Origin of the sequence: Mesorhizobium sp. M2E.F.Ca.ET.209.01.1.1 (assembly GCF_004010375.2) — a bacterium.
In the GTDB taxonomy this organism is placed as follows: domain Bacteria; phylum Pseudomonadota; class Alphaproteobacteria; order Rhizobiales; family Rhizobiaceae; genus Mesorhizobium.
In genome coordinates, this window is the sequence record NZ_SADP02000007.1 from 62,636 (window position 1) to 76,576 (window position 13,941).

At 64.8% G+C, this 13,941-nt stretch carries 11 protein-coding genes; 5 read left to right on the top strand and 6 right to left on the bottom strand.

Translation table 11 applies throughout. The annotated features are described in order from the left end of the window. Positions 1-153: 153 nt before the first annotated feature. The gene (locus EN852_RS15075; protein ID WP_127876047.1) at positions 154-1,509 is read right to left on the bottom strand and encodes a sigma-54 dependent transcriptional regulator; all 1,356 of its coding nucleotides are present in this window, start codon (positions 1,507-1,509) and stop codon (positions 154-156) included. Next, positions 1,506-3,371: a sensor histidine kinase gene (locus tag EN852_RS15080; protein WP_127868596.1), complete on the bottom strand. Its 1,866-nt coding sequence runs from the start codon at positions 3,369-3,371 to the stop codon at positions 1,506-1,508. The genes EN852_RS15075 and EN852_RS15080 overlap by 4 nt, the downstream gene beginning before the upstream one ends. 237 nt (positions 3,372-3,608) lie before the next feature. On the opposite strand from EN852_RS15080, the gene EN852_RS15085 reads away from it, so the two are divergent. Both EN852_RS15085 and EN852_RS15090 read left to right on the top strand, forming a co-directional pair. Then, complete coding sequence (locus tag EN852_RS15085; protein ID WP_127868569.1) at positions 3,609-4,946, top strand: dicarboxylate/amino acid:cation symporter; 1,338 nt, start codon at positions 3,609-3,611, stop codon at positions 4,944-4,946. A 131-nt stretch (positions 4,947-5,077) separates the two neighbouring features. Beyond that, complete coding sequence (locus EN852_RS15090; protein WP_127876046.1) at positions 5,078-5,659, top strand: histidine phosphatase family protein; 582 nt, start codon at positions 5,078-5,080, stop codon at positions 5,657-5,659. A gap of 171 nt (positions 5,660-5,830) precedes the next feature. Here EN852_RS15090 and EN852_RS15095 read toward each other — a convergent pair whose 3' ends face one another. The 3 genes from EN852_RS15095 to EN852_RS15105 form a co-directional block, all read right to left on the bottom strand. After that, a complete protein-coding gene (locus EN852_RS15095; protein ID WP_127876045.1) occupies positions 5,831-6,574 on the bottom strand; it encodes a pseudouridine synthase in 744 nt (247 codons plus the stop codon). Between the two features lie 96 nt (positions 6,575-6,670). Next, a complete protein-coding gene (locus tag EN852_RS15100) occupies positions 6,671-7,240 on the bottom strand; it encodes a hypothetical protein (RefSeq protein ID WP_246694296.1) in 570 nt (189 codons plus the stop codon). Between the two features lie 43 nt (positions 7,241-7,283). Beyond that, positions 7,284-7,724 (bottom strand): hypothetical protein, encoded by a 441-nt coding sequence (locus EN852_RS15105; RefSeq protein ID WP_127876044.1) that lies wholly within the window; start codon positions 7,722-7,724, stop codon positions 7,284-7,286. A 452-nt stretch (positions 7,725-8,176) separates the two neighbouring features. Here EN852_RS15105 and EN852_RS15110 point away from each other — a divergent pair, with 452 nt between their 5' ends. Then, entirely contained in the window at positions 8,177-9,196 is a 1,020-nt protein-coding gene (locus EN852_RS15110; RefSeq protein ID WP_127876043.1) for an NAD-dependent epimerase, read from the top strand. A 34-nt stretch (positions 9,197-9,230) separates the two neighbouring features. Here EN852_RS15110 and EN852_RS15115 read toward each other — a convergent pair whose 3' ends face one another. After that, a complete protein-coding gene (locus tag EN852_RS15115; RefSeq protein WP_127876042.1) occupies positions 9,231-10,544 on the bottom strand; it encodes an MFS transporter in 1,314 nt (437 codons plus the stop codon). A 198-nt stretch (positions 10,545-10,742) separates the two neighbouring features. On the opposite strand from EN852_RS15115, the gene cyoA reads away from it, so the two are divergent. Continuing rightward, entirely contained in the window at positions 10,743-11,924 is a 1,182-nt protein-coding gene (gene cyoA / locus EN852_RS15120; protein WP_127876041.1) for a ubiquinol oxidase subunit II, read from the top strand. Positions 11,925-11,934: 10 nt separating this feature from the next. Further along, complete coding sequence (gene cyoB, locus EN852_RS15125; RefSeq protein WP_127876040.1) at positions 11,935-13,941, top strand: cytochrome o ubiquinol oxidase subunit I; 2,007 nt, start codon at positions 11,935-11,937, stop codon at positions 13,939-13,941.

A 13,941-nucleotide genomic window follows, 5' to 3' on the forward strand; every position in this document is an offset into this window, starting at 1 on the left:
TCCGCTGGGCGGCAACAAACCATCAACGCCTGCCGAGCGCAACCCGGCAACACCGCCACGGCGATGCGTTCACTGGCCGGCTGGTGCCAACGTGCCACGGTTTGCCGGGCAAGCTCAACGAACGGGGGTTGGATTGGGTTCCACAAGCTTGATCTATCTGGAAAAATCGCTGCGCACGATGCCGTGCCGCTGCAGCTTGTCGTAGAAGGTCTTGCGCGGAATGCCGAGCGCCTCGATGGTGCGGCGCACGTCGCCGTCATTGCGACCAAGTGTCTCGCGGATGATGTCGGCCTCGTAGCGATCGAGCCTTTCCGGCAAGGGCGCGGAAGAATCGTTCTGTGCTGCCGCAGCGGAAGGCGCTTCGGCGATGTCTTCCAGCTCCAGCACGAAGCGTTCGGCGAAATGGGCGAGCTCGCGCACATTGCCCGGCCAGTCATGCTCCCGCAGGTGCCGCTGGACCGCAGTGGACGTCGCCGGCACAGCGCGGCGGAAGCGTGCGGCAGCGCGCTCGGTAAAATAGCCGAACAGCAGCGGCACGTCGTCCCGCCTTTCGCGCAGCGGCGGGATCGACAGCGTCACCACATTGAGCCGGTAATAAAGGTCCTCGCGGAAAGCGCCGCGCTGGCTGGCATCGCCGAGATCGACCTTGGCGGCGGCCACGACCCGCAGGTCGACCGGGCGCACCTCATTGGTGCCGAGCGGCGTCACCTCGCGCATCTCGAGCACGCGCAGCATCTGCACTTGCGTAGCAGCCGGCATGCTTTCGATCTCGTCGAGGAACAGCGTGCCGCCGTTCGAATGCTCGATACGGCCGACGCGCTTCTTCTGGGCGCCGGTGAAGGCGCCGGCCTCATGGCCGAACAGCTCGCTTTCAATGACCGTTTCCGGCAGCGTGCCGCAGTTGAGCGCGACGAAATTGCCCTTGGCGCGGCGGCTCCAGCGATGCAGCAGGTTCGCCACCACCTCCTTGCCCGAGCCGGTCTCGCCGGTCACCAGCACGTCGACATCGGTGTCGGCGATCTGCCTCAGCGTGCGGCGCAACCGCTCCATCGCCGGCGTCTGGCCGATCAGCGGCAAGCCTTCCTGCGCCTGCTCGGCCGCTTCGCGCAAGGCGCGGTTTTCCATCACCAGCCGGCGTTTTTCGGCCGCGCGGGCAACGCTCTGCGCCAGCCGCTCAGTGGCGAAAGGCTTGGTGATGAAGTCGTAGGCGCCGTCCTTGATCGCCTTGACGGCCATCGCGATATCGCCGTGCCCCGTGACCAGGATGACGGGAATATCGGGATCGAGCCGCAACACCCGATCGAAAAGCTGCAGCCCGTCGATCTCCGGCATGCGGATGTCCGACACCACGACGCCGGCGAAACTTTTGTCCAGCGCCGCCAGCGCTTCCTTCGCCACCGCGTAGGCCGACACCGCAAAGCCGGCGAGCTCCAGCGTTTGCCTTGTCGCCTTGAGCAGGTCGCTGTCGTCGTCGATCAGGATGACTGGTGCGCGATCGTCGTTGCTCATGCTGCGCCAGCTCTTGACAGATGGATGGTGAAGCGTGTGCCTTGGCCGCCGCTCGCCACTTCGATGCGCCCGCCATAATCGGCGACGATGTCCTTGGAAATGACGAGGCCGAGGCCAAGACCCTTTTCCTTCGAGGTGTTGAAGGGCGTGAACAGGGATTTCAGGATCGCGGGCGGGATTCCTGGTCCGTTGTCGGAAACGACCAGCGCCACGTCTTCGACGGTTTCGGCGACGGAGACTTCGACCCGGGCGCCATCACGGCCTTCGAGCGCCTCCAGCGCGTTCTGGAAAAGGTTGATCAGCACCTGCTCCAGCCGCAGCCGGTTGCCCATAACCTTCAGCGCCGGCGGCGGCAGCGTGATCGCCAGCGCGTCCAGCCGGCCGGCGAAGCGGCTCCTGAGCAAGACGACGGCGCCCTCGATCACGCTGCGCAATTCGACGGGCTCGGCGGCGGTGCGGCCCTTGCGGGCGAAGGCTTTCAGCTCCTCGGTGATGGTTCCGATGCGCTCGGTCAGCGCGGCGATGGCGCCAAGATTCTCCTCGGCTGACGCGCTTTGCTTGCGCTCGAGGAACACGCGCGCATTGTCGGCATAGGCGCGGATGGTCGCCACCGGCTGGTTGATCTCATGCGCGACGCCGGCGGCGACCTGACCAAGCGTGGCAAGCCGGTTGGCCTGCACCAGATCCTGCTGCATCACCTGCAGCTTTGCCTCGGTGCTTCGGTGATCGGCGATCTCGGCCTGCAGCCGATCGCGGGCAAGGCTGAGGTCCTGCGTGCGCTCGACGACGCGTCGCTCCAGCTCGGCGCGCGCCGCCTGTTCAGCGGCAATCCGCATCTGGGCGGACTGCCGGCGCCAAAGCAGATAGGCGGCAAAGGCGATGAGCGGGACAAGGATACCCAGCGCCAGGAGCCGCATCTCGCGCTGGGCGGCGGCGATCGGCGCTTCGGCTGGGACAAGATAGTCGAGCCGCCACGGCGTCGACGGCACCGCGGTTGAAAGCCGCAGATACTCGGCGTCGCTGCTTCCGGGCGTGAGGGCATGAACCAGCGCGACGTCGCCGGAGAGCGCCTCCGGCCTCGTGATCGGCAGAGGCACCAGCGGCGCATCGCCGAATTGCTGGCTGGCGCGGATTTCGGCGAGCATCGGCCGGCTAAGCGGCTCCGTCGTCAGGAAGCGCCAGGACGGCACGCTCGTGATCAGCACCACGCCATGCGCGTCGCTGACATAGGCCGGCCGGCTCGCCTCGTGCCAGTCGGCTTCGAGTTGGTCGAACTCCATCTTGACCACGACGACGCCGAGGGGTCCCGAGGCGCCGTCGACGCGGCGCGAGATGTAGAGGCCCGGGCGTTTGGAGACATTGCCGAGCGCGAAATATTCGGCGGTGCCGGTCTGCATCGCGCCTGAGAAATAGGCCCGGAAACTGTAGTCGCTGCCGACGAAGCTTTCCGGTTCGCGCCAGTTGCTGGAGGCGATCGCCAGACCGTCCGTGCCGGTGACGTAGAGCACCGAGGCCTTGGTGCCGGAAACCAGCCCTTCCAGCTTGCGGTTGAGCACGTCGATCGAGGCAGGGCTGCGCTCGCTCAGCGCGTCATGCACCTGCTGGTCTTCCGACAGGAGCAGCGGCAGCGCGCGCGGATTTTCCAGCACCGCCCGCAGCAGCGCGACCTTGAGATTGGCGTCCGTGCGTCCCTGCGTGGCCAAAGCCTCGATCTCAGTCGAGCGGCCATAGAGCCCGGCGCCGTAGAGCGCTGCCGCGATGATCGCCAGCGCCACCGCCGTAAACAGCAGCCAGGCGCGCCGCGCCCGCCCGGTAAGCAGTTCGGGCGTCGGGACGAGAGCAGCGGCGGGGCGTTGCAGCATGGCGTATTTGTGCATGTTTTCGCACAAGGCGCAATTCGGCCTATGCGGATAACCGCACGGGAGCTCTCGAAGACACGTGCCTTCTTTTCGAAAAAGCCAACGAAATCAGTGTTCAGGGACTGCGGATGGGATCTGGCACGCGTGTTGCGAGTGCCTCCGCAGCAGCCGCGAGGCTGCGGAGGTCAACAGCCCCCTGGGAGGTCGAGCGTCTCGATCGGGGGTCGAACGGAGGATATCATGCAGACAGCAATCGCTGCCGCCGAACCGCGCGGCAAGGTTCCCTTTTACCGGCATCTCTATGTGCAGGTCCTGGTGGCGATCGCCGCCGGCATCCTGCTTGGCCATTTCTATCCCGATCTGGGCGCTTCGCTGAAGCCGCTCGGCGATGCCTTCATCAAGCTGGTCAAGATGGTCATCGCGCCGGTGATCTTCCTCACCGTGGCGACCGGCATCGCGGGCGTCTCCGACCTGCACAAGGTCGGCCGCGTCGCCGGCAAGGCGATGATCTATTTCCTTGTCTTCTCGACATTGGCGCTGATCGTCGGCCTGGTTGTGTCGAACGTCATCCAGCCCGGCGCCGGCATGCACATCAATCCGGCGACACTCGATGCCTCGAAGGTCTCGACCTTCACCGAGAAGGCGCATGACACGACCATCGTCGGCTTCCTGATGAACATCATTCCCGACACCATCACCGGCGCCTTTGCGCAGGGTGACATCTTGCAGGTGCTGTTCTTCTCGGTGCTGTTCGGCGTCGCGCTGGCGCTGGTCGGCGAGCGCGGCCGCCCCGTGGTCGATTTCCTGCAGGCGCTGACCGCGCCGATCTTCCGCCTCGTCGCCATCCTGATGAAGGCAGCCCCGATCGGCGCTTTCGGCGCCATGGCCTTCACCGTCGGCAAATACGGCATCGGCACGATCGCCAATCTCGCCTTCCTGATCGGCACTTTCTACCTGACGTCGCTGCTCTTCGTGCTCGTCGTTCTGGGCGCCGTCGCATGGTACAACGGCTTCTCCATCCTGGCGCTGATCCGCTACATCAAGGAAGAGCTGCTCCTGGTGCTCGGCACCTCGTCGTCGGAGGCGGCACTTCCAGGCCTGATGGCCAAGATGGAGCGCGCCGGCTGCAACCGCTCGGTGGTCGGTCTCGTCATCCCGACCGGCTATTCCTTCAATCTCGACGGCACCAACATCTACATGACGCTTGCCGCGCTATTCATCGCCCAGGCGACCGACACGCCGCTCACCTTCGGCGACCAGATCCTGCTCCTGCTCGTCGCCATGCTGAGCTCCAAGGGCGCCGCAGGCATCACCGGCGCCGGCTTCATCACGCTGGCCGCCACGCTCTCGGTGGTGCCTTCGGTGCCGGTCGCCGGCATGGCGCTGATCCTCGGCGTCGACCGCTTCATGTCGGAATGCCGCGCGCTCACCAACTTTGTCGGCAACGCGGTGGCGACCATCGTCGTGGCGCGCTGGGAAGGCGAGCTCGACCAGAAGCAATTCGCCGCCGCCATGGCCGGCCAGTTGCCGGAGGAGGCCGACCTCGCGCTGTCCGGCGGCCTGCTGCCCGCGGAGTGACAGGCAATTCAGGCATCCCTCCCGAGCCTGTGCAGGCCGCGGCTCAGCCGCGGCCTGTTCTTTTTGCCGGCCGCCGCATAGGGTGACGCCGCCGGCTCTCCCACCGGTGAATTCAAGGATGAGGGCGGTCGATGAGCAGTGCGTTTCCCGAAATCTACGTCGTTCGCCACGGCGAGACGGAATGGAGCGCCTCTGGCAGGCATACTGGCCGCACTGACATCCCTCTGACCGCAAAAGGCGAGGAGGCCGCGCGCGGCGTGGCCGATCGTCTCAAGGGCCTGACCTTCCAGGCGGTTTGGTCGAGCCCCTCGCAGCGCGCCTTCGATACCTGCCGGCTCGCCGGCTTTGGCGCGCGCGCGGTCAAGAAGCTGGACCTGCAGGAATGGGATTACGGCGCCTATGAAGGCGTGACGACCAAGGAAATCCTGGCGAAGCGCCCCGGCTGGCAATTGTTCCGCGACGGCTGCCCGAACGGCGAGACGGCGGCCAATGTCGGCGCCCGCGCCGACGCCATCATCGCCGGGCTGCGCGCGATTGCCGGCAACGTGCTCATCTTCTCCAGCTCGCATTTCCTGCGTGTCTTCGCGGCGCGCTGGGTCGGCCTGCCGCCTGAGGGCGGCCAGCATTTCGTGCTAGACACCGCCAGCCTCAGCATCCTCGGCTACGAGCACGACCTGACCGAACCGGTCATCCGGCGGTGGAACCAGAAATAGCGGTCGCGACTCCCCCTCATCCGGCCGCTTCGCGGCCACCTTCTCCCCGAGGGGAGAAGAGGTTGGCGCCGGCGCTTACCTGCTCCTCTCCCCTCGGGGAGAGGTCGGATTGCCCCGAATTGCTCTTCGCAATTCGGTTGGCAATCCGGGTGAGGGGGAGCGCCTGGCGCGTCAAATCCCCAGGATCGCCAGCTCCTCGCTCGTCAGATGCCGCGCCTTGCCCTTGGCAAGCTCGCCGAGCTGAAGACCGCCTATCGCCACGCGCACCAGCCTCAGCACCTCGATGTCGAAAGCGCCGAGCAGCCTGCGGATCTGCCGATTGCGTCCCTCGTCGAGCACGATTTCCAGCCAGGCCGTCCGCCCGCCGCTGCGCAACAACCCGATCGAGCGTGCGGTGAGCAACTCGCCGTCGACGACCGCGCCCTGCCGAAAGCGTTCCAACATTTCGTCGTCGGGCGCGGCCGCGATCTGCACGTGATAGGTCTTGGCGACATGCGAAGCGGGGTCGAGCAGGCCGTTCGCCCAGCGCGTGTCGTTGCTCATCAAGAGCAGCCCTTCGCTTGCCTTGTCGAGCCGGCCGACGGGCGACACGAAAGGCAGGTCGAGCCCTTCCAGGCAGTCATAGACGGTGCCGCGGCCCTCGGGATCGTCGCGGGTGGTGACCAGCCCGCGTGGCTTGTTGAGCATCAGATAGACCTTGCGCTCGGCAACGATGCGCTCGCCGTCGACGGTGATGCGGTCGCAGTCGGGGTCGATGCGCAGCAAGGCGTCGCGCACGGTCTTGCCGCCGACCTGGACGCGCCCCTCGGCGACCAGACGCTCTGCCTGCGTGCGCGAGCAGAAGCCCAGCTTGGAGAGCGCCCGGGCGAGGCTGACCCTTGGGGTTGCGGATCGTCGGTCGGGTTGGCGTGCCACTGTCTTTGTCTTCGGACTTGCTCAGAACGCCGCAACCGATGCCATGCATGGCGAGATGGGCGCAAGCGCTCCGTCACCTCGGTCAGATCGCCAATGTCACTCCTGTGGCGCGCTCAATCGCCGGTAGGAAACCCCGTCGAATGTTGCCGTCACGAAGCTCTTGACCGACATGCTGCGCTTGCGCCCGTCGCTGCAGGCATAGAGCGGCCAGCCCGCTTCGCTGCACTCGCTGGCCACGCAGATGCGGCTCACGCAATTGCCTGTGGTCAACCGGAAGCCGCCCTTGCCGGCAAATCCCTGAAGCAGGCTGCCGTCCGCCGAACGCCATGTCCGTTGCTTGAATTCAGGCCGCAGCAGGCGAGGCTCGAGCGGCGCGGCCAGCTCGGCATGGGCCGCTTGGCCCGCATATAGAAGCCGGTAGCGCGCCATGCCGGTCGCATACGCGGTGACGAGATCGGATTGCCCCGAATAGGCTGCCGTGAGGTCAGCTCGGTCGAAAAGATGGGACGCACGCGATTCCGCCCCTGACGGTCTCGTCAGGGCAGCGATGGCGACAACCGCCAGGCAGACGCGCAACATCCCCATTTCCAGCAGCCATACCCATCCGGCGTGCCAGGTTGCCCGGCTGCCTGCGCCTACAATCTTTCCAATTGGATTTTCGCGCAAGCCGCCCTGTATTCAAGAGCAGCAAGGAATGGTCTCGCTTTGGTCAGCTATTGGCGGCCGGTGGCAGCTCGAACAGGTGGGCGCCGTTCTCCCGCCCTCGCTCGACATAGCCGATCACGCGGAACCATTTCGCGACGTCCGGCCTGTCCAGCCAGCTGCGCGAATGTATGGGAAGGTTGCCGGCAAGCGCCTGGACATGGCGGATGTGCCGCTTGCAGAAGCGGACCGTCGCGGCGTTGAAGAAATCTTCCCGCGCTGCAAACAGCGTATCTGCGGCGTCCGCATGCTCGTGCCAGGCGATGATCGCCACCGTCCTGTCGTCTTGCACGAGCGCATGCGCCCGGCCTTCCTTCAAATTCATCATCAGATTGTCATAGGCGCTTTTGCTGTCCTTGCCGGCCGCCACATATTCGTCCGACATTCGCTTGGACAGGCCGCGGAAAACATCCTCCAGGTCTCCGACCGTCGCCGCGCGTGCTCTCATTTCTCCTCCTGACAGCCCTGGAGAGTTTGCCTCAGCAAAGGAGGATCACCAAGAAAATCAAATCCTCAATCGGCCTTGGAAGCGCAATCTCATTTCGCATGGATGAGTCCGATCCCTGATAGCGCTCGTATATGAGCATCGGCTTGAGATCGTATTTCCGCCGTCGGATACTGCTCGCCTTCCGGGCCGGCCCCAGCCGCACCGATGGCGGGTTCGCGCAGGCTGAGATCGACGGCGCTGCTGCCGCATCTGGTCCGCGCCAACCTTGCAGCCACTGGCGTCGCAATGACCGGTAGGTTGTGTCGAGACGGCAGAGAAAGGCGTATCGTTGAATTCGTCGACGGCCTGCCATAAAAGGCGCAAGTTTTCGACCGGCTTGAGGAATTCCGGACGGGACCGCGGGCTGCCGACGAAAGATCGGTCTGGTCTGACTACAACGTTGGGGGCACGAATTGACGTCGAGCAGGCCTATCCTGATCACCGGCGCGGCCGGCTTCATCGGCTTTCACCTCTGCCACAGGCTGCTCGCCGAAGGCCGGCAGGTTGTCGGCCTCGATTCCATGAACGAGTATTACGACGTTGCCCTGAAGAAGGCGCGGCTCGAGCGGCTGAAAGGGTTCGCGAACTTCCGCTTCGAACATGTCGATCTCGCCGACCGCGACCGCATCTCGGCGCTCTTTGCATCGGCAACGCCGGAGATCGTCGTCAATCTCGCCGCGCAGGCGGGGGTCCGCTATTCGCTGATCAATCCTCACGTCTATGCGCGGAGCAATCTCAACGGCTTCCTCAACATCCTGGAAGGGTGCCGTCAGGCCTCGGTCGGTCATCTCGTCTATGCATCGTCGAGCTCGATCTATGGCGGCAGCACGCGCATGCCATTTTCGGTGCATGATTCCGCCGACCATCCCTTGAGCCTCTACGCCGCCAGCAAGAAGGCGAACGAGCTGATGGCCCACACCTACAGCCATCTGTTCGGACTGCCGACCACGGGCTTGCGCTTCTTCACCGTCTACGGTCCGTGGGGCCGGCCCGACATGGCCTTGTTCATCTTCACCAAGGCCATTCTCGCCGGCCAGCCGATCGACGTTTTCAACCATGGCAACATGCAGCGGGACTTCACTTATATCGACGATATCGTCGAGGGCGTGATCCGCGTCATGGAGCATCCCGCGACGCCCGACCCCGAGTGGACAAGCGCGGCCCCGGACCCGGCGACAAGCAATGCGCCGTACAGGATCCACAATATCGGCGACAGTTCACCCGTCCAGCTGAGCCGGCTGATCGACGTGCTGGAAGAGGCGCTCGGGCGCAAGGCAATCCGCAACCTGATGCCGCTCCAGCCGGGCGACGTGCCGGCGACCTACGCCGACGTCACCTCGCTCGAGGAGGTGACCGGCTTCAAGCCCACGATCCCGATCGAGGTCGGCGTTCCGCGCTTCGTGGAATGGTATCGGGATTTCTACCGGGTCTGATTGGCGCCTGCGACAATGTGCTAGCGGTCGGGTTCTAGCGGCCGGTCGTCGAGGCCTGCCTGTCGATCCATAGCGCGACCAGCGTGCAGGCCGCGCCTGAAAGCAGATAGGCGCCGGCGGCGATGAGGCCGAACGTGCCGGCCAGCAGCAGGGCTGCAAGCGGCGCGAAGCCGGCGCCGAACATCCAAGCGAGGTCCGACGTCACCGCCGAGCCGGTATAGCGGTGCTGGCGCGAGAAGCTCGACGCGACGACGCCCGAGGATTGCCCGAAGCTCAAGCCGAGCAGGATGAAGCCCAGCACCATGAACACGGTCTCGCCGACGGTGCCGCCGTTGAGAAGCTGCGGGGCAAAGCCGCTGAATGCGGCGATGGCGACGGCGCCGCCGCCGAGCAAAGCGCGACGCCCGACGCGGTCGGCCAGCGGCCCCGAAGCGACGATCGCCGCGATGCCGAACAGCGCGCTCACCGCCTCGATCACCAGGAAGCGCTCCGGCCCTTCGTTGGTGAACAGGAACACCCAGGACAGCGGAAACACCGTGACCATATGGAACAGGGCGAAGCTCGCCAGCGGCGCGAAGGCGCCGACGACGACGTTGCGGCCTTCCGTGCTGATCATGTCCCTGATGCGGGTCGGCTGCAGGTCGCCGCTCTCGTAGAGTTTCGAGAATTCGGGCGTGACGACGATGCGCAGCCTGGCAAACAGCGCCACGACATTGATGGCGAAAGCGACGAAGAACGGATAGCGCCAGCCCCAGCTGAAGAAATCCTCGGCCGAGAGGTTGGCGACGAAGAAGGCGAATAGCGAGCTCGCCACGATAAGCCCGATCGGCGCGCCGAGCTGCGGGATCATCGCATAGATGCCGCGCCGGTTCTGCGGCGCGTTCAGCGCCAGCAGCGAGGGCAATCCGTCCCATGTCCCGCCAAGCGCAAGGCCCTGCAGGAACCGGGTCAGCGCCAGCAGCCAGGCGGCGACCGCGCCGACGTCTTCATAGGACGGCAGGAACGCCATGGCGACGGTCGAGGTGCCGAGCAGGAAAAGCGCGATGGTCAGCTTGGCGCCGCGGCCATAGGCGCGGTCGACCGCCATGAACAGCACCGTGCCGAACGGACGCGCGATGAAGGCCAGCGCGAAGATGGCGAAGGAGTAAAGCGTCCCGACCAGCGGATCATGCATTGGAAAGACAAGCTTGGGGAACACGATCACGGAAGCGATCGCATAGACGAAGAAATCGAAGAATTCCGACGTCCTGCCGATGATCACGCCGACCGCGATATCGCCGGCGCTGACCTGGCCGTGATGCGAGCCGATCAGCCTGCTGTCGGTTTCGGCAGTCGAAGTTTCAGCCATCTATTCCGTCGCCACCGAGTTGGATGCGGGACGCGATTGTCATCCCATTGTGCGTTGCACACTTTCGCCAAAGCCGCGCCGACTGGGCATTGGACAAATTGTCCAATGTCGTCTCGGGCCCGTCAGCGGTAGCCGTTGGTGGATACCGCATTGCAACATGATAGGCCTGTTGCGCCGGACTATCGAGAGCAGCGTTTGATGAAACGATCCGGAGCCTTGCTTCTGCTTCCCCTGGCCGTGCTGCTGAGCGGCTGCGACTTCGTCGTGCTGTCGCCCGCGGGCGACGTGGCGGCGCAGCAGCGCGACCTGCTCGTCGTTTCGACCCTTTTGATGCTGCTCATCATCGTGCCGGTCATGGCGCTGACCGTGCTGTTTGCCTGGCGCTACCGACAATCCAGCACCACGGCGACCTATACGCCTGACTGGGACCATTCGACCAAACTGGAGTTGGTGATCTGGGCGGCGCCCCTTCTCGTCATCATCTGCCTGGGCGCGCTCACTTGGCTTGGCACGCATCTGCTCGACCCCTACCGGCGCATCGACCGGATCGAGCCGGGACAGCCGGTGACGCAGAACCACAAGCCGCTCAGGGTCGAGGTCGTCGCGCTCGACTGGAAATGGCTGTTCATCTATCCGGATTACGGCATCGCCTCCGTCAACGAACTGGCGGCGCCGGTCAACCAGCCGATCGACTTCCGCATCACCTCGTCCACGGTGATGAATTCCTTCTACATTCCGGCCCTTGCCGGGCAGATCTACGCCATGCCTGCAATGGAGACCAAGCTGCACGCTGTCGTCAACAGGCCGGGCACCTATATCGGCTTCTCGGCCAATTACAGCGGCGCCGGCTTCTCCGGCATGCACTTCGCGTTCCACGGCCTCTCCGACCAGGCCTTCGCCGACTGGGTGGCGCAGGCCAAGAGCGCGCAGGGCACGCTCAGCCGCGAGACCTATCTCGAGCTCGAACGTCCGAGCGAGAACGAGCCGGTCCGGCACTATGCCTCCGTCGATCCCGACCTCTTCGGCGCCATCCTCAATCTGTGCGTCGAGCCCGGTAAGATGTGCATGAACGAGATGATGTCGATCGACGCCAAGGGCGGCCTGGGGCTCGCCGGCGTCCGCAACACCCTGCCGCTGCAATATGACAAGGTCGCCCGGCGCGGGGCGGTGTTCGGCAACGATCCGTCCTATGTCGCCAGCATCTGCACAGCGGAGGAGGCGGCTGCCGCTTCGCGCGCGGCCCGTAACGACGATGACAAGGATTGGCCGCTCAGGGATCTGTCCCCGCTGCGCGGCGTTGGCCTGCTCGCGCCCGGTACGGGCAGCCGCCGCGCCGACGCCGAGACGCCGTCGCTCGGCCTGCTGCGCTTGGAATTGTGAGGAATGGCGGATGCCTGAGACGCTGACCAAATTCATCTTCGGCCGCCTCACTCTGGAGTCGCTGCCGCTGCACGAGCCGATCGTCGTCGGCACCTTCATCGTGGTGGCGCTCGGCGGCCTCGCGGTTCTCGCCGCCATCACTTATTTCAAGCTTTGGGGCTATCTGTGGCGCGAGTGGTTTACCAGCGTCGACCACAAGAAGATCGGCGTCATGTACATGGTGCTCGGCCTCGTCATGCTGCTTCGCGGCTTCTCCGACGCCATCATGATGCGCCTGCAGCAGGCCATCGCCTTCAACGGTTCGGAAGGTTATCTCAACGCCCATCACTACGACCAGATCTTCACGGCGCATGGCGTGATCATGATCTTCTTCGTGGCGATGCCCTTCGTCACCGGGCTGATGAACTTCGTCGTGCCGCTGCAGATCGGCGCGCGCGACGTCTCCTTCCCCTTCCTCAACAATTTCAGCTTCTGGATGACGGTGGGCGGCGCCATCCTGGTCATGGCCTCGCTGTTCGTCGGCGAGTTCGCCCGGACCGGCTGGCTGGCCTATCCGCCGCTCTCGGGCATCAACTACAGTCCCGACGTCGGCGTCGATTATTACATCTGGGCGCTGCAGGTCGCCGGTGTCGGCACGACACTGTCCGGCATCAACCTGATCTGCACCATCATCAAGATGCGCGCCCCCGGCATGACGATGATGCGCATGCCCGTCTTCACCTGGACCTCGCTCTGCACCAACATCCTGATCGTGGCCTCCTTCCCGGTGCTGACGGCGGTGCTGACGCTTCTGGCGCTCGACCGTTATGTCGGCACCAACTTCTTCACCAACGACTTCGGCGGCAACCCGATGATGTATGTGAACCTCATCTGGATATGGGGTCACCCGGAAGTCTACATCCTCATCCTGCCGCTGTTCGGCGTCTTCTCCGAGGTCACCTCGACCTTCTCCGGCAAGCGCCTGTTCGGCTACACCTCGATGGTCTACGCCACGGTGGTCATCACCATCCTGTCCTATCTGGTCTGGCTGCACCACTTCTTCACCATGGGCTCCGGCGCCAGCGTCAACTCCTTCTTCGGCATCACCACGATGATCATCTCGATCCCGACCGGGGCGAAGATGTTCAACTGGCTGTTCACCATGTATCGCGGCCGTATCCGCTTCGAGCTGCCGATGATGTGGACGGTGGCCTTCATGCTCACCTTCGTTGTCGGCGGCATGACGGGCGTGCTGCTCGCCGTGCCGCCGGCCGACTTCGTCCTGCACAACAGCCTGTTCCTGATCGCGCATTTCCACAACGTCATCATCGGCGGCGTGCTGTTCGGCCTGTTCGCCGGCATCGCCTACTGGTGGCCGAAGGCCTTCGGCTTCAAGCTCGATCCGTTCTGGGGCAAGGTCTCGTTCTGGTGCTGGGTGCTCGGTTTCTGGTTCGCCTTCATGCCGCTCTATATCCTCGGCCTGATGGGCGTAACGCGCCGCATGCGCGTCTTCGACGATCCGTCGCTGCAGATCTGGTTCGTCATCGCGGCCTTCGGCGCCGTGCTGATCGCCGCCGGCATCGCCGCCTTCCTGGTCCAGATCTTTGTCTCGATCCGCAAGCGGGCCGAACTGGCCGACGTCACCGGCGACCCCTGGGACGGCCGCACGCTCGAATGGTCGACCTCCTCGCCGCCGCCCGCCTATAATTTCGCTTTCACGCCGGTCATCCGCGACAACGACGCCTGGTGGGACATGAAGAGAGCCGGCTATCGGCGCCCGCTCACCGGCTTCAAGCCGATCCACATGCCGAAGAACACCGGCACCGGCGTCATCCTGGCGATCTTCAGCGTCGCCCTCGGCTTCGGCCTAATCTGGTACATGTGGTGGCTGGCGGCGCTGAGCTTCGTCTGCCTGATCGCCACCGCGATCGGCCACACCTTCAACTATCACCGCGACTTCGACATCCCGGCGGCCGAGGTCGCGCAAACGGAGGAGGCGAGGACGACGCTCCTCGCCGCTGAGGGGGCTAGGGCTTGA